The organism is Hymenobacter translucens (assembly GCF_020685205.1).
In the GTDB taxonomy this organism is placed as follows: Bacteria; Bacteroidota; Bacteroidia; order Cytophagales; family Hymenobacteraceae; genus Hymenobacter; species Hymenobacter translucens.
The window spans coordinates 257,502-273,461 of the sequence record NZ_JAJERB010000002.1 but is presented as its reverse complement, the minus strand read 5'-3'; the positions used below and the strand labels follow the sequence as shown (position 1 = coordinate 273,461).

The 15,960-nt window shown below is 61.4% G+C and carries 15 protein-coding genes; 3 read left to right on the top strand and 12 right to left on the bottom strand.

From position 1 onward, the window contains the following. Positions 1-72 precede the first annotated feature (72 nt). Entirely contained in the window at positions 73-804 is a 732-nt protein-coding gene (gene lptB, locus LJY25_RS04865) for an LPS export ABC transporter ATP-binding protein (protein WP_227607117.1), read from the bottom strand. Between the two features lie 226 nt (positions 805-1,030). Between lptB and LJY25_RS04860 the strand changes: the two genes are divergently transcribed. Continuing rightward, positions 1,031-1,468, top strand: a complete 438-nt coding sequence (locus LJY25_RS04860) for a DUF4199 domain-containing protein (protein ID WP_227607116.1) — start codon at positions 1,031-1,033, stop codon at positions 1,466-1,468. A 92-nt stretch (positions 1,469-1,560) separates the two neighbouring features. Continuing rightward, positions 1,561-1,938 carry a DoxX family protein gene (locus tag LJY25_RS04855; RefSeq protein ID WP_227607115.1) on the top strand — a complete coding sequence of 126 codons (378 nt, stop codon included), beginning with the start codon at positions 1,561-1,563 and terminating at the stop codon, positions 1,936-1,938. Between the two features lie 335 nt (positions 1,939-2,273). On the opposite strand, the gene recJ is transcribed toward LJY25_RS04855, so the two are convergent. Beyond that, positions 2,274-4,010, bottom strand: a complete 1,737-nt coding sequence (recJ, locus tag LJY25_RS04850; protein WP_227607114.1) for a single-stranded-DNA-specific exonuclease RecJ — start codon at positions 4,008-4,010, stop codon at positions 2,274-2,276. Between the two features lie 97 nt (positions 4,011-4,107). Here recJ and LJY25_RS04845 point away from each other — a divergent pair, with 97 nt between their 5' ends. Further along, positions 4,108-4,245, top strand: coding sequence for a hypothetical protein (locus LJY25_RS04845; protein WP_227607113.1), 138 nt, complete (start codon positions 4,108-4,110; stop codon positions 4,243-4,245). 295 nt (positions 4,246-4,540) lie between these two features. Here the strand turns inward: LJY25_RS04845 and LJY25_RS04840 are convergent, their stop codons facing one another. The 10 genes from LJY25_RS04840 to LJY25_RS04795 form a co-directional block, all read right to left on the bottom strand. Then, positions 4,541-6,376 (bottom strand): tetratricopeptide repeat protein, encoded by a 1,836-nt coding sequence (locus LJY25_RS04840; RefSeq protein ID WP_227607112.1) that lies wholly within the window; start codon positions 6,374-6,376, stop codon positions 4,541-4,543. A 230-nt stretch (positions 6,377-6,606) separates the two neighbouring features. After that, positions 6,607-8,727: a peptidylprolyl isomerase gene (locus LJY25_RS04835; RefSeq protein WP_227607111.1), complete on the bottom strand. Its 2,121-nt coding sequence runs from the start codon at positions 8,725-8,727 to the stop codon at positions 6,607-6,609. Between the two features lie 203 nt (positions 8,728-8,930). Then, positions 8,931-9,197: a hypothetical protein gene (locus tag LJY25_RS04830; protein ID WP_227607110.1), complete on the bottom strand. Its 267-nt coding sequence runs from the start codon at positions 9,195-9,197 to the stop codon at positions 8,931-8,933. A 7-nt stretch (positions 9,198-9,204) separates the two neighbouring features. Then, positions 9,205-9,771, bottom strand: coding sequence for an LPS export ABC transporter periplasmic protein LptC (gene lptC, locus LJY25_RS04825; protein WP_227607109.1), 567 nt, complete (start codon positions 9,769-9,771; stop codon positions 9,205-9,207). A 16-nt stretch (positions 9,772-9,787) separates the two neighbouring features. After that, positions 9,788-11,122: an OmpP1/FadL family transporter gene (locus LJY25_RS04820; RefSeq protein WP_227607108.1), complete on the bottom strand. Its 1,335-nt coding sequence runs from the start codon at positions 11,120-11,122 to the stop codon at positions 9,788-9,790. Further along, entirely contained in the window at positions 11,109-11,852 is a 744-nt protein-coding gene (locus LJY25_RS04815; RefSeq protein WP_227607107.1) for a type III pantothenate kinase, read from the bottom strand. The genes LJY25_RS04820 and LJY25_RS04815 overlap by 14 nt, the downstream gene beginning before the upstream one ends. 102 nt (positions 11,853-11,954) lie before the next feature. Then, positions 11,955-13,736 carry a pseudouridine synthase gene (locus tag LJY25_RS04810; RefSeq protein WP_227607106.1) on the bottom strand — a complete coding sequence of 594 codons (1,782 nt, stop codon included), beginning with the start codon at positions 13,734-13,736 and terminating at the stop codon, positions 11,955-11,957. Between the two features lie 172 nt (positions 13,737-13,908). Beyond that, a complete protein-coding gene (locus tag LJY25_RS04805) occupies positions 13,909-14,292 on the bottom strand; it encodes a TraR/DksA family transcriptional regulator (RefSeq protein ID WP_227607105.1) in 384 nt (127 codons plus the stop codon). A gap of 245 nt (positions 14,293-14,537) precedes the next feature. Further along, entirely contained in the window at positions 14,538-15,014 is a 477-nt protein-coding gene (gene ribH / locus LJY25_RS04800; RefSeq protein ID WP_227607104.1) for a 6,7-dimethyl-8-ribityllumazine synthase, read from the bottom strand. Positions 15,015-15,139: 125 nt separating this feature from the next. Next, positions 15,140-15,913: a tetratricopeptide repeat protein gene (locus LJY25_RS04795; RefSeq protein ID WP_227607103.1), complete on the bottom strand. Its 774-nt coding sequence runs from the start codon at positions 15,911-15,913 to the stop codon at positions 15,140-15,142. Between the last annotated feature and the right edge of the window lie 47 nt (positions 15,914-15,960).

The following is a 15,960-nucleotide window of genomic DNA, read 5'->3' as shown; positions in this document are numbered from 1 at the left end:
GTGGAAATGGTAGCCAGATAGCAGCCGTGGCGGCTGGCGGCCTATACGCGGCCGGCCGGCGCGCGGGCGCCCTCAGACGTTGCGCTTCAGCTCGAAATTTTTGCCCAGGTACACCCGGCGCACGGTTTCGTCGGCGGCCAGCTCCTCGGCGGTACCGGCCTTCAGCAGCTTGCCTTCGAACAAGAGGTAGGCCCGGTCCACGATGCTGAGCGTGGAGTTCACGTCGTGGTCGGTGATGAGAATGCCGATGTTCTTGTTCTTGAGCTTGGCCACGATGCCCTGAATTTCCTCGGTGGCAATGGGGTCGACGCCCGCGAATGGCTCGTCGAGCAGCACGAACTTGGGGTCTACGGCCAGGGCGCGGGCAATTTCGGTGCGCCGCCGTTCGCCCCCGCTCAGCACCCGGCCCAGGTTTTTGCGCACGTGCGTCAGGCTGAACTCGTTGAGCAGCTCCTCGACCTTGTCGCGCTGGGCCTGCTTGGAGAGCTTGGTCATTTCGAGCACGGCCATGATGTTTTCCTCCACCGTCAGGTCGCGGAACACCGAGGCTTCCTGGGCCAGGTAGCCCACGCCCCGCTGGGCCCGCCGGAACATGGGGAGCTTGGTGATGTCCTCGTCGTCGAGGAAGATGTGACCTTCGTTGGGCTTTACCATGCCCACAATCATGTAGAAGCAGGTGGTTTTGCCGGCTCCGTTAGGGCCCAGCAGCCCCACGATTTCGCCCTGCTCCACCGTCACACTCATGTTGTTGACCACGGTACGGGCCTTGTATTTCTTGAAAAGGTGTTCGGCTCTCAGAATCATGGTCAGCAAAGGTAGCAGCTTCGGGGAGCTGAGGATTAGAACGTAGAAGTGAGAACTTAGCACCCACCGGCATAAACGAAAGACCCCGGCCCTACTGACGATGAAAGATGGGCCTCAATACTTGGCTTACCTTGCGCCTACCCGGGCGATATTCACCATGTGGCTACAACGTCGCCGGGCGGCATTCTGATGCCTCAGCCCTAACTTCTCCCTTCTACGTCTTCTTATGCGCATCTTCCTGCTGTACGGCTTTCTGACCGCCCTGGCGCTGGCCGTCTGGACGCTGTTGCTGCACGCCCTGGGCCGCGACGCAGCCGTCCAGGTTTCCACCGACCCCATCGATTACCTTTCCCTGCTGATGGCCCCGGTGTTTATCTACGCCGGCCTGCGCGCCCGGGCCCGGGGTCGGGCGCTGCCGTTTCGGACGGCTTTGGGCACTGGCCTGGGCATCTCGGCAGTGGCCGCCGTGCTTACGGTGTTCTTCCTGGCCTGCTACTATAGCTACGTAAGCCCCGCCGCGCTCCTGTACGCGTCCCGGGGCTATGGCCTCACGGATGCTTCCTTTAACCAGCAGCTGCTCACGGAGCTGGGCGTACAGCTGCTGAGCGTGCTACTGGCCGGCTTGCTCTGGACCCTGGCCATCGGCCGTCTGATTCGCCGATAGGAGAATTTAGAGCCAGGAACCTAGCCACGCGGTTTCGACAAAACGATTCCTAGTTCGAAGTTCTCACGTTTAAGCTCTACACGTACCACCCGATGCCCCGCCTTAAAACCATCAGCCGCTACGTGCTGGCCCTGCTCTTTATCGTGGCCGGGATCCTGCACTTTCTGCGGCCGGAGGTGTACCTGCGCATCATGCCGCCCTACCTGCCCGCGCCCCGGCTGCTGGTGTACCTGAGCGGAGCGGCAGAAACGGTGCTGGGCCTGCTTTTGCTGCCCCGCCCTACCCGTCGCCTGGCGGCCTGGGGCCTGGTAGCTCTGCTGGTCGCGGTGTTTCCGGCCAATGTGTACATGCTGCAAAGCGGCGGCGCGGAGTTCGGAGTGCCGACGTGGGCGCTCTGGGTGCGCCTGCCGTTGCAGCTGGTGCTCATTGCCTGGGTGTGGTGGCACACCCGGCCGGACAAGTGGGCTTAGTGCTTTTGAACTGCACTCGCTCAGCCCTTAAACTATTAAGCATTTCTTGTACCTGCCCTCAAAATATGCTTCGTAAAAATATTATACAGGAATAATCCTGGGGCTAACATAACCCAGGTTGATACTGATAAGATCAGTACTACAAACGGAGAAAACAGCACATAAACCGCAAAGCCCTTAGGGCCATAATATTGGACCCCGTTTAAGTTAGCAGGAACTATACGGAGGAACGAGCCTATGCCAAAGACAAGTGACAACGTCAGGTAAAACCCTGAATAGCCCTTCAATAGAAGAAGAAATACCTGTTTTGCCCCCATTGCGTCCGGATAGAAGCACTACGCCCAGCGCAGGTCCTTCACGCGCAGCTGCAGCGACTTGGTGCCGCGGTAGTCATTCAGCTCCACGGTGTAGCACACGCTGAACGGCTGACCCGAAAGAACCTGCTCGTAGTGCTCGGCCAGGCCGAAGCCGATGGCGTCGACGTTCTGGTGGCCGTCCTGGGTGAGGGTAAGCTTGAGGTGGGTGGTGCCCACTACCCGGGCCGAGCCCGGCACGGCGTAGACCTGCTCCGACTCAAAAACCGGGTTGCAGTTGCCGGGTCCGAAGGGCTCCATCTGGCGCAGCAGGTTGTAGAACCCGTCGTTGATGTCGCTGAGCTTGAGCCGGGCGTCAATTTCCACCGGGCGGATCAGCTGCTCGTCGGTAATGCGGCCGGCCACAATCTTTTCAAACTTGGCGCGGAAAGCCGGCACGTTCTCGACGGGCAGGGTAAGGCCTGCGGCATACATATGGCCACCGTACTGGTCGAGCAGGTCGGCGCACTCACTGATGGCTTCGTGCACGTCGAAACCGACTACCGAGCGGGCCGAGCCGGTGGCCTTGCCATTGCTCTGGGTCAGGATGATGGTGGGGCGGTAGTACTTGTCGAGGCAGCGCGAGGCCACGATGCCGATGACGCCCTTGTGCCAGTCTTCCTTGTAGAGCACCGTGGAGCGTGCCTGCAGCATCGAGGAGTCGGCCGCAATCATCTCCAGCGCTTCCTGGGTGATGCGGGTGTCGAAGCCGCGTCGGTCTTGGTTGGTTTTGTCGACTACGCTTGCCTTCTCGAAAGCTTCTTCGCGGGAGCCCGCCAGCAGCATGGCCACGGAGCGTTTGGCGTCGCCCATGCGGCCGGCGGCGTTGATGCGGGGCGAAAAGCCAAACACGAGGCTGCTGATGTTCAGCTCCCCGGCCAGGCCGGCCAGCTCACGCAGGGCATCGAAGCCCGGGCGCTGGGGGCGACGAGAGTCGTTGAGCAGGCGCAGGCCGTGAAAGGCCAGCACGCGGTTTTCGCCGGTGATGGGCACAATGTCGGCCGCAATGCTGACGGCCAGCAGATCGAGCAGTTCGTAGAGGGGCGCTTCGTCCAGGCCCTGATCCTGACAGAACGCCTGCATCAGCTTGAAGCCCACTCCGCAGCCCGAAAGCTCCTTGTAGGGATAGTCGCAGTCGGCCCGCTTGGGGTCGAGGACGGCTACGGCCGCCGGTAGCTCGGTGCCGGGCAAGTGGTGGTCGCAGATGATGAAGTCGACGCCCCGCTCGTTGGCGTAGGCAATCTTTTCGATGGACTTCACTCCGCAGTCAAGGGCAATGATGAGGCTGTAGTCGTTGGCGGCGGCAAAGTCGATGCCGGCCTCCGAGATGCCGTAGCCTTCGAGGTAGCGGTCCGGGATGTAGTAGTCGATGCGGTCCGGGCCGAAGAAGGGCAGCAGGTAGGAATACACCAGGGCTACGGAGGTGGTGCCGTCCACGTCGTAGTCGCCGAACACCAGCACGCGCTGCTGGCTGTGCAGGGCCTGCACGAGGCGGGCCACCGCACGGTCCATGTCGCGCATCAGCAGGGGCTCGTGCAGCAAGGTCAGGGCCGGCCGGAAATAGGCAAAGGCCTCATCGTAGCCGCATACGCCGCGCTGGCAGAGCACGCTGATCAGGGCTTCGGGGACGCGGGACACGCCGCCTACGCGCAGGGCGTCGGTAAGGGAACTGACGATTGCCGAGTCAGGGGCGGGCGTGCGAATCCATCGTTTTTCCATACTCTGCGGCCTCCGGCAGGGAAAGCCAATTCAAAAGTAAGAAGAAAATAAGCCGTATCCAGCCTCATCGGCAAACGGCGCAAGGTATTCCGTAATTTTGAAGCCTGCCTTTCCCCTCCCCATGCAGCAGCTGCGCGAATTTTACCGCAAGTACCGCCAGTACATTCTCAGCGACGGGCTGATGTACCTGGCCTTTATTCTGGCGCTGGCCATCATGTTTATCTTTTTCCGGTAAGATTGATTGGCTGGTAGCTGATGGCTTTTCTGCTACTCGGCTCAGTGGTCATAGTGCCCGTTCTCTGTCTGAGAGACGCGCAAAGCGACGCAATAAGGCTGTCATGTCGAGCGCAGCCGAGGCATCTCGCGTGCTGATGTTGGATTAATAATCACAACGGAGCGGTAGAGATGCTTCGACAGGCGGACGCCAGAGGCATGACGTTTTAAGTCATGGGCACTTATGTTACGACGACCCAAAGAAAAGCCCTCCACCCATGTGGGCGGAGGGCTTTTCTTTGGATGAACTTCCTACTCTACTGCGGAACGCCGTCTCCACGAAGCTTGCGGAAGCGTTTACGGGCCTCGGCGGTGTAAATGCTGCCGGGATATTTCACCAGCAGCTGGTTGTACAGCTCTTTGGCTTTCTCGCGGTCCTGCAGGTTTTCTTCCTGGATGCTGGCGGTCAGAAAGAGGGCGTCGTCGCTCAGGATGTCGTACTTGGGATTCGCCGTAATCTTGGCCAGGGTTGTCAGGGCGCCGGGGTAGTCGGCGGTGCGGCGCTGCAGCTGAGCTTTCAGAAACCAGGCATCATCCGTCAGCGCGTGGCCGGGGTACTTCTGCAGCAGGTTATCCAGGCCCTTCATGGCTTCCGCAACCTTGTTCTGGAACACGAGCTGCTCCACAGCGGCGTAATCGCGCAGGGCGATGCCGGAGGTGTCCTGGGCGGTGTTGTCGGTGATAAGCAAACTGAGCTGCATGGCGTCGTTGGCAATTTCGCGGCTGGTGGCCTGCTTCAGGATGTCGAGGTGGCTCTGGGCCAGCTTGAAGTCGCCGGCGTAGTAGCTGAGGCGGGCGTTGCGGAGCTTGGCCTCGTAGCCCACCGGCGAGTCCTTGTGCGACTTCTCGACCTGCGAATACAGCAGCGTGGCTTCCCAGGGCTCCCCGCGTAGCAGGTAAATGTCGCCGAGGTTGATTTTCGCGTCATCCACCACGTCCAGGCTGGCCCGGGGCATATCAATGACCTCCTGGAGCAGCGTCATGGCCCGGGGCTTGTCGTCGAGCTGAAACGCGTACAGCGTAGCCATGTTGCGCAGCACCGGGGCCGTTTCGGGCGTCTTGCCCAGGTCGGTCAGCACCTGCTGGTACTCGGTGAGCAGCGCCCGGATTTTGGCCGGATCCACGGGGTAGGTGTTGCGAACCTGCTCTTCCCGGGTCTGCACAAGGCGCTGCCGGGCCAGGGCGTAGAACGGCCCGCCCTTGTACTCGCGGATGATGTAGCCGTAGCCGTCGATGGCGCTTTCGTAGTCTTTGTTGCGCTGGGCAATAGCCGAGAGGTCCATAATCCGGCTGCCCCCTGTCCGGCCCCGGCGGTCAAGGGCCTTGGCCTGCACCAGGGCCCCGGCAAAGTCGCGGCGCTGCAGCTGCAGCCACAAGAGCAGCTCGCTGTACACGGCCCGCTCCGGGAATTTCTGCACGTTAGCCAGAAGCTGCTTTTCCAGGGCGTCGAAGTCCTTTTCTTCGCGAAGGCTGTTCTGCAGCATGTTGCGCACAAACGGCAGCTGCTGCTCGTCGCCCTGAATCAGGTTAAGGGTTTCGGCCAACACCTTGTCGGTTTGCCCGTTCTGGGTGTAAAGCTGAATCAGCTGGGGAGCGTATTCGGTCGAGCTGCGGGTCAGCTCCCGGCCCCGGAGCCAGGTTTTCTCGGCCCACTCGGGCAGCTTGCGCCGGCTGAACTCGTTGGCAACCACCGTCACCTGCGAAGCCTGCAGCTGGCTTACCACCCGCTCATACTGCTTGGTAGCTGCCGGAGTGTCGCCGGCGGTAGTATACACCTCCCCGAGCAGCAGGCCGTAGGTAGGCTCTTCGGGGTGCTGGCGAATGCCTTTTTTGACCAGCTTCTCGGCCTCTTTGTACCGCTTCAGCGCTAGCAGTGCCTTTATGTAGTCCGGCAGCACGTTGGCGGCCAGCTGCTCGTCGGAGCGGAGGCGGCCAAACAGGAAAGCTGCTTTTTCATAGTCGGCCCGCCGCACGTACTCGCGGGCCAGGCCGACCCCGCCCCCATCCTGGGCCCGGGCCGGCAAAACGGTTAACCCGCCGCCCAGCACGAGCAGCAGCAGAAACCGGCGGAAAGCAGAAGTAAAATGGTGCATCGCGAATAATCAGAGTGGTGAGCCAGAGCTCCATAAACCAGCCAAGGGCCCGTTTCATTTCATCGTACGACAAAATCCCGGTGCTGTACTGGGCCTCCCTTTCGGTACCGGCCAGCTTAGGTTCCGGCCAAAGCGCCTTTGCCGCTGCACGGACGCCTAAGCAACGAAAAGGGCTGCACCCGAAGGTACAGCCCTTTTGGCTTGCGGCCCGGGCGCCGTGGCGCGGGGGCTTAGAAAAACTTGGTACGCTCGTCTTTGATGTTGGCGTGCTGCTTAACGGCCTCGTAGATAGCACCGTCGGCGCGGGCCGTGCGCTGGGTTATCAACTGCTTGCGGACTGCGGCTACGTCGGTGGGCGTAGTCGGCTTGGTCACGGCAACGGGCTCCACAATCAGCACGCCCTGCTCACCCTGAATGGGGGCCGACTTCTGACCGGCTTTCAGGCCAAAGGCCTTGCCTACGGCGAGGGGCTCGGCGCCGAGGCCGGGAATCATGCCGCCGTTCATTACTACGTTATCAGCGGTCTTTACCTGGGCCTGGGGACCGTAGGTAGCAGCAATCTGCTCCAGCGTGCCGGTCTTGCCCTGCAGCTTGGCCATGATCTGCTTGGCTTTTTCCTCATTGCGCACGGCAGCGGTCAGCTCAGCTTTCAGGCTGGCCACGTCGGCCGTGCCTTTCTCCCGCTCCCCTACGAGGGCGGCAATGACGTACTGGTCGCCGATTTCATACACTTCCGAAACATCACCGATTTCCGTCTTGGTTTTGCCGGCGCCATACGACCACCGAACCACCTCACGGGCACCCTGAATGTTGTTCACGGCCTGGTCGCCGCGGCCGAGGCCTTTGGCTTCCTGCTTCTGCAGGGTTTTGTCTTTGGCAACTGCCTTGCGGAACGACTCCAGGTCCGTGGCTTCGCCTTTCAGCTGCTGAGCGCGGGCGTAAGCGGCCTCGCGGGTAACATCGGAAGGAACAATGTTCTTGGTAACGGTGGCTACCTGGTAGGTCTGGTTGGTTTTGGGGGCCGTAATCTTGATGATGTGGTAGCCGAACGAGGTTTCTACCGGGTTGGGCAGCAGGCCGGCCGAGGTGGCGCCAAAGATGGCCTTCTCGAACTCGGGCACCATGCGGCCCTGCGAGAACCAGCCCAGGTCGCCGCCGGTGGCGGTGGTGCCGTCGGTGCCGTGCTGGCGGGCCATGGCGGCGAAGTCAGCGCCACCCTTGATCTGGGCCAGGATACCCTTGGCTTTGGCCAGCGCGGCGGCTTTGGCTTCGGGCGTGGTGCCTTCGGGCTTGATGAGGATGTGGCTGGCGCGGGCGGCCGGCTGGGCGCCGGCTTTGGTGCCGGTTACCTTGAAGATGGAATACACGCCGTTTTCGGCGTAAGGGCCGTACACCTGACCTGCCTGCAGGGGCAGGTTCTGGCGCAGCTTCTCGGGCAGCTCAGCCGGCGACACAAAAGCTCCGTTGTAGGGCTGGTCGGAGTTGAGCTTCACGAACAGGGAGTCGTTGGGAGCCGAGCGGAACTGGGCTGCCAGGTCATCAACGCTCTTGCGCACGGCAGCGCTGTCGTCCTTGGCCGCAATGACCGGGATAGTCACGTACTCGATGGTGCGGCCTTCCTCTACTTTGTAGCGGCCCTTGTTTTTGTCGAGGTACGCCTTGAGCTGGTCATCGGAAACCTTGATAGCCGAGTCCGAAATCGAGAAATAGGGCACGAACAGGTAGCGGATGCTGGCTTTCGTGTTCTGGTCCTCGTCGAAGCGCTTGGCCTCGGCCGTCGTCACGTAGGTCGACAACTTAAGCAGGTTGTTGTACTTGTTGCCGAGGCGCTCCGGGGTCAGGTTGTTTTCGAAGTTGTACCAGGCGGCCTGCGCCTCGGGCGGCAGCTTGTCGAGGTTGCGCAGGTACTCGTTGATCTTGGCGCGGTCGAACTGACCGGTTTTCGGATCGGTGAAGGCCTGCCGGATGCTGGGGTGGATGTTCTTGCCCTGCACCATGTCGGTCAGCTCGTCTTCGCTTACCGTGAGGCCGAGCTTATCGAACTCCTTCTGGAAGGCAATGCGGTAAATGGTCTGGTTCCACGCCTGGTCGCGCAGGTAGCCCATCGTGGTTTCGTCGGGCTGACGGCCCTGCTGGGAAACGAAGGCGTTTTTGGCCTGTTCCAGGGCGTTCTGAAAGTCGGCGTATTCTACTTGCTCGCCGGCGACTTCGCCAATGGTTGTGTCGTTCCGGTTGAACAGGCGGTTGTTGCCCCCGATGAGGTCCCCGCCAATCATGAAGAGCAGCAGTCCGATAACGATGGCGCCGACAGCCCAGCCGGATTTCTCCCGAATTGTGTTAATTAATGCCATTTACTTGAAAAAAGCGCGGTAAGTGCGGTAAGAAGACTTGGAAAGAGGCGCAAAATAACCAGAATCCCCCGGACATTCAAAGGTTTGCACGCCGGGCGGAATAGGATTAGGCAAATACCTGAGATTTAGCCGGCTGCCCGGGCGGGTTGCTCTTCCCGCCTGCCGGCGGCCCCACTGGCGCTGCTAGCCGGGCGGCCCCGCTCCTAGCGGGCCTTTTTCGGCCCCTTGCCCGGGCCCGGCTTCGGGGCCGGCTTACGTCCGGCCACCGGGGTGGCCTTCGTGGCTACTTCCTCCTTTTCGCGGCCCAGGTACTTGAAGCCCAGCACGCAGCCAAACGAAATCATGAACAGCCAGTAGTTGCCGGGCAGGTCGTTGAGCAGCACCGTCTGGTACACGCCAATCACCAGCGTGACCAGGGCCACGGCGAACAGCACGGTGCGCAGCAGGGACTTATCGAAGAATTTGGTCATGGCAGGGTTAGGGCTTGGCCGGATCGGCTGCCACGGTAAAGACGCCGGTCGGATGCAGGATGCGGTAGCGCGAAAAGTCCTGGTTGGCGGTGAGGCCCGTGCCGGTCAGGATTTCAGTGGGCGTGGCCACCCGCACCAGCATGTCGGGCTTGGTGTAGATCTGGGCTTTCTGTTTGTCAAAAAACAGCTCTTCGGTATTAAGCTTCTGCTGCTTCTCCTCGTTGTTGACTACCACGTTGCCGCGCACGACGTAGAGGTTTTTGTTTTTCTCGTACTTGCCGTAGTTGCCCCGCAGGGTATTCACGACCTGCACGCCATCCTTGGCGTAGAAAGTGACCATCACGCCCTTCGAGTACACCAGGTCGCCGCTCTCAAACTGCTGCTCCAGCGGAGCCGTGAGCTTGATCTGCAGCCGGGCCGAGTCGCTGAACAGCGTCAGCACGTTGCTCGTTTCGAGCAGGGGCCCGGTAAACACCACCTTTTTCTTGATGGCCTCCTCCTTTTTCTGGCAGCCTACGGCCAGCATAGCGGCGAGCAGGGCAGCAGGCAGAAGACGAGAGCGGAGCGGTTTCATCAGGCCAGAAAACACCTTACTCAATGCGGCGCTTGATAAACCAGCGGTTGTTCAGGGTCACGCCCAGCTGCATCCGGATGTAGTCTTCCTTCACGTTGCCGTTCACGTTTACGGCGTTGCGCTCGGTGTTGCCGCGCTGCCCGTACGTAAAGGCCAGCATCATGGTAGTGGCTTCGAGAGGCGTGGCCGACGGCAGCGGAAACGAGAAGCCCCAGCTTACGGCCCGGTCGTAGAGCGTCTGGCCGGCCGGCCGGTAGGGCAGCTGGGCTACGCTCAGGCCCGCCCGGTAGGTTATGCGGCGGAAATAGTTTTCGACGGAAGCCGGGTCGGGCGTGAGTTCTCCGCCCACGGCCAGCCGGACCGTATTGTTAAGCGTAAGCGTGTTGCCCAGGCCGAGGCCCCGGAACTTAGACCAGTCCTGCTGGGCCACATCCACGCTGGCCGACCAGTTGCGGTTGTTGTCGAAGCTGATGCCGAGCTGAGCCTGGGCGGGTATACTGGCCTCTCCCTTCACCTCGCTGCCGTACGACTGGCTTTCCACCTGCTGGCCCTCGGCATTCTCCCGCTCGAGCGTAGCCGTCCGGGAGCCGTTGAGGTCGGCCGCAAAGCGGTAAGTGCCGGCCAGATTGTAGTTGATCTTTTCGTTGAAGCTGCCCCGGTAGTGTACCCCGGCGCGGGCCGTAAAGTCGGAATAGTGGATCTGCTCCCGCAGGATTACCTTGGTCAGGTCAACCGTAGGAGCGTTGACGGGCAGCACCGACGTGGCCGTCTGATCATCGATGTTGCCGAAGACGTAGGACCCGGTAAGGCCGACCGAAAGCCCTTTGGCTACCCGGAAGCCCTGCGCCAGGTACACCTCCGACAAGCCACCCGTGCCCCGGTACTGCTCCAGGGAGTTAGCAATGGTGTTGCCATCGCCATCCTTCACTGCCCCCAGTACCGTGGCATCGTAGTTAACCGCCGTATAGGGCTTGAGGCCCACGCCCGCCGCCCACCGCTTCGAAAGCGGAACCGCCAGGGCCAGGTAGTCGAGAGAGCCGCTGCCGTTGCGCTGGGAGCTGACCTGGTTGCGTACGGTCTGAAAGCTGCCCTTCACCCCTACCTCGTACGTCGTACGGGCGGTGTAGTACAGCAGTGCCGGGTTCAGCTCGTTTACCTGGGCCGAGTTAGGCGCGGCCAGTCCAACGCCGCCCATCCCCTGCTGCCGGACGCCGCCGGTGTTGGGGTTGGCGTCGCCGATACCAATGCGCGAGTAGGGGGAGTTACCCAGGCCCTGCCCGTAGGTATGCGGCACCACCAGCAAAGTCAGCAAGGGCAGACCAACAAGGGCCGCGAGTTTATCTTTCAACATTATGCACCAGAATTCGGTGAAGTCCAATGAGCACAAGCTCAGGAATGACAAAGATACGGCCTTTCAGCCGTGGTAGAAAAAAGCCGGCGTCGCCACCCGCCAGCAGTACGCCCAGCGTCGGGCTCAGCACCCGGTACTGGTCGATAATGCCATTGACCTCAGCCACTGCGCCCAGCAGCACCCCACTCCGGATAGCCGACGTGGTATCGGTGCCGGTCAGGGCCAGCTCATCGCCGTGCGGCGGCAGGTCCACCAACGGCAGCCGGCCGGTAAACGTGTGCAGGGCCTGGAACCGCAGCCGCAGCCCCGGCGCGATGCTGCCGCCCCGGAACGTGTGCCCGCCTTCGACCCAGTCGCACTTGATGGCCGTGCCGGCATCCACAATAAGCGTATCCGCTCCCGGCCGCAGCGTGGCGGCTCCTACCGCAGCAGCCATCCGGTCGGCGCCCAGCGTGTGGGGCGTGGCGTAGCTGTTCCGGATTGGCAGGGCCGTGGTGGCCGGCACGAAGTTGAGCACCTCCCCCGGCACAAAAGGCCGGACCCTGCTGACCCATTCCGAGCCCGGCTCCGCTACGGAAGCTAGGATAGCATGGTCGGGCCGTAGCTGCTGCACCAGCGCTTCTACCGAGCCCGGGCCTGGTGCAACGGTACCCGAGTCGTGAAGTATGGCCTCCTCAAAGAGGCCGTACTTCACGGCGGTATTACCGATATCCAGAACGAGGGCGCGCATAAGGCAGGCAAAGACCGGAAAAGGCCGGTGGCTCGGAAAAGAAGCGCCTTACCGGGACGCTTCCTTCTTGCTAGAGCCACCGGCCTTCATCCGGGTTGCGTGTTACAGGAAATACTTGAGGCGGATAACCTCCTGCTCGGACAGAAAGCGCCACTTGCCGCGGGGCAGGTCTTTCTTGGTCAGGCCGGCGTACTGCACGCGGTCCAGGGTCACGACTTCGTAGCCGAGGTGTTCAAAGATGCGGCGCACGATGCGGTTGCGGCCAATGTGAATCTCGATGCCGACGAAGTGGGCGTTGCCCGCTACTACCGCCACGTCGTCTACTTCGGCTTTGCCGTCCTCCAGCTCCACGCCTTCCTGAATCTCGCGCAGATGATCTTCCGTCAGGGGCTTGTTCAGCTCCACCTGGTAGATCTTCTTGTTGCGGTGCGATGGGTGCGTCAGCTTCTGGGCTACTTCGCCATCGTTGGTGAACAGCAGCAGGCCCGTGGTGTTGCGGTCGAGGCGACCCACCGGGAAGATGCGCTCTTTTGAGGCTCCGGCTACGAGGTCCATCACCGTCTTGCGGCCTTCGGGGTCATCAGTGGTCGTGATGAAGTCCTTGGGCTTGTTCAGCAGCACGTACACCCACTTCTCGCGCTTGAGGTTGGTCTTGCCGTACTGCACGGTGTCGCTGGGCTGCACCTGGTAGCCCATTTCGGTTACCACCTCGCCGTTCACGCGGATTTCCCCGGCGGCAATCAGCGAGTCGGCTTCCCGGCGCGAACAGATGCCGGCGTTGGCGATGTAGCGGTTCAGGCGGATGGCTTCGTTCTCGGAGCCTTCCTCTTCCCGCCGGCGCTTGTTGCCGCGGGTTTTGTCGGCTTCGTAGTGCTTCAGGTTCTTGTACTCCGGCGACTCCCCGGGCACTTCCCCATACTTGGGCTTGTCAGCCCGGTTAGAAGGCGCGGCCGGACGCTTGTCACGATCCGGGCGGGGGCTGCGCTCCTCGTAGCCCGGGCGGGCAGGGCGGCGGTCATCGTCGCGGCGGCCGGTAAAGCCACCCCGCTCACCGCTGCTGCGACCTGGTCCGGCGCTGCGGCTGTCCCGGCCTTCGTCACGCCGCTCAGGGCGGTCAGCGCCCCGGCGCGGCTCGTCGTTCAGCGAAGCCGGGGCACCGCGGAAGTCGAACGGACGGGCCGGCCGGATTTCCCGATCCGGACCAGTCTGCTCGTCGCGGCGGTACTCCGGCTGCGGACGCGGCGCTTCCGGCATGCTGGTGATGTTCGGCTCGTGCGGATTTTTCTTGTTGAACTTGCGATTCCGCTCACCGGCTCCTCCCCGGGGCACGGCGGGCTTGCCCTCCTGCCGGTACGGCTGCCCGGGCCAGTTGGCCTTGGGCTCATACGGGCGGAACGGGCGCTCTTCCTTGCGGTCCCGGTCGTTGCCGCCGGAGCCGCGACGGTCGTCGAAGCGGCGGGGTGCATCCTTGTCAAAAGGCCGGAACGGGCGCTCCGAGGAGTTGCGGTTAAACGGACGACGGTCGTCGCCTCCGCCAAAGCCGCCCCGAGCGTCCCGGTTGTCGCGTCCGCCATCTCGCCCGAAGCCTTTACCGGCATTCGGTCCGAAGGAGCGGGGCGCATCGGGACCACCGCCAAAACGCTTACCGCCAAAGCCGGCGCCGGGACCCGATTTGGGAGCCGGGCGGCCAAAGGCGGGACGAGACGGATAGTCGTTGCCTCGGCCGCTGTCATTGCCGCCCGGACGGTAGCCCGAGCCCGAAGGCCGGTCGCTGCCGGAGCGGTCAGAAAACTTGCGGAAGTTGTCGCCTCCCCCGGAGCGGCCGGCGGAATTGTTGCCCCGGCTTCGGCCGGAGGTATTGTCGGAGTGATGTTTCTTGCCCATAAGTGCAGGCTAATATGCCGTATCGCTACGGTACAGGTGAAAAAGTGTGGTCGGGTAAGGTACCGGGAAAATAGTACTACAAACCAGACTAGAAAACAGTGCCCGGACCAGCGGAGCCGCCCCAGGGGCAACGTACCGCAAGTCCGGGCTACGTGTCGGTTAAAAAGACCGGTTAGTCGCGGCGCGACATTTTAGCCTCAATCGAATGCTGGGTGTGAGGAACAGCCCGAAGACGCTCTTTGGGAATAAGCTTGCCGGTACCGATGCACACGCCGTAGGTACCGTTCTTGATCCGGATCTGCGCGTTTTCGAGCTGCTGGATAAACTTCATCTGCCGCGAAGCGAGCTGGTTCAGGCTTTCCTTTTCAGCCGTGTCAGCGCCGTCTTCCAGTACTTTGGAAGAAGAAGCGGTGTTGTCGGTGCCTGAGTCGTTGCGACGGGTCAGGGTTTCTTTGATAAACGCCAACTCTTTGCGGGCGGCCGTGAGCTTGTCCTGGATTATCTCCTCAAACTCGACCAGTTCTTCCCTGGAATAGCGTAGGGTTTCGTCACTCATTGGAATCAGGGAATTAACTTATTGAAAGCAAGAACGTTACCGCAAACAAAGCTACACAAAACCTTTGTGATAGGGCTCCAACAGCGGTATTACCAATTTAGTTTGCCAAAGCCTTGGCGCTGAATGGTTGCCATTTGCATAACAGCAACAACTTTAGCCCCGCAGTTTTGGCCGCAAAGCTACCATTTTGTCCGGTAATCAGCCAGCCCCGGCTTTTTATTGGTTTAGTAAAGCTGGTTTAAGGTTCAGAACCCCAGCATATGAATGGCTGCTACAGCGCCTTCTACACCCTTGTTGCCGTGCTTACCCCCGGCCCGGTCCCAGGCCTGCTCCAGCGTATTGGTGGTCACCAGGCCGAAGATGACGGGCTTGTTGAACTTCAGGCCAACATTGGTGATGCCGCTGGCCACGGCGTGGCAGATATAGTCGTCGTGCTTGGTTTCTCCTTGGATGACGACACCCAGGCAGATCACAGCATCGATTTCCTCGTGCTGGGCCAGCAGCTGGGCCCCAAGGGTTAGCTCAAAGCTGCCTGGGACGGTATTGCGGAAAATGTTCTCGGCCTTGGCGCCATGCTTGATCAGGGTATCGTAGGCGCCCTGGCTAAGCACGTCGGTTATTTCCCGGTTCCACTCGGCTACGACCAGCCCGAAGCGCTTTTCACTGATATCAATAAAGTGGTCGGAAGTGTAGTCGCTGAGGTTCTTCAGGGAGGTGGCCATAGTCAGTGCCGTTAAGGTGGTGTCCGGATATTTTCAGGAGTAGCCCGGGCCGGGCTTTTCCTACCTAAAACAAAGCTGCGCCCTTCCTTTCGGAAAAGCGCAGCCTGTTGGTGTCGTGATAGAGTCTACTTGCCGGCCGGAGCTTCAGCGCGGGCCTTATACTGCCGGGCTTCAGCTACCTCAGCGGCAGCCGGGTAGTCGGTGATGATTTTGTCGTAAGCCTTCAGGGCGCCGTCATTATCCTTCGCCAGTTCGCGGGCTGTGGCTTCCTTGAGCAGGTATCCGGGCGAGAAGTACTCGTTGGCGTTGTGCTGGGCAGCCTTCTGGTAAAAGTCGGCGGCCTCCTTGTATTTGCCGAGCTCGGAGTTGGCGTCGCCCAGCAAAGCGTAGGCGCGGGCCTGCACGAGCAGGTCATCGGAGCTGAAGTCTTCGAGGTAGTCGATGGCGGCCTGGAACTTGCCATCCTTCAGGGCACCAACGCCGGCGTAGAAGTTGGCCAGGTTACCGGCTTTCGTACCACTGTAGTCGGCAGCAATGGCCTCGAGTCCGGGATACTGCCCGTCGCCCTTCATGGCTTTCTTCAGCGAGTCAGCTTCCCAGTAGTTCACGGCCTGGAACATCAGGCCCTGGGCCTTCGTGTCCTGCGTGGTGCGCCAGGTGTAGTAACCAAAGGCACCGGCTACCGCCAGTACCACCACCGCCAGGGCGCCGAGCAGCAGGTTCTTGTTGCGGCGCAGAAAGTCCTCGGAATTGGCCAGGCGCTCGGCCAGGGCGTCCGGATCTTCAAGTAGAGGGTGAGCCGGGTTCACTTCCTCGCTCGGCTGGTTCGGGTCGCCGGGAACCGGCTGCGACTGCTGGCGCGAGAGAGGGCTGTTGCGCGTGTATGGAATCTTTGACATTACTTCTTATTCGGGGAAATCCGGTCGGGCAACCGGTGTTGGATCCG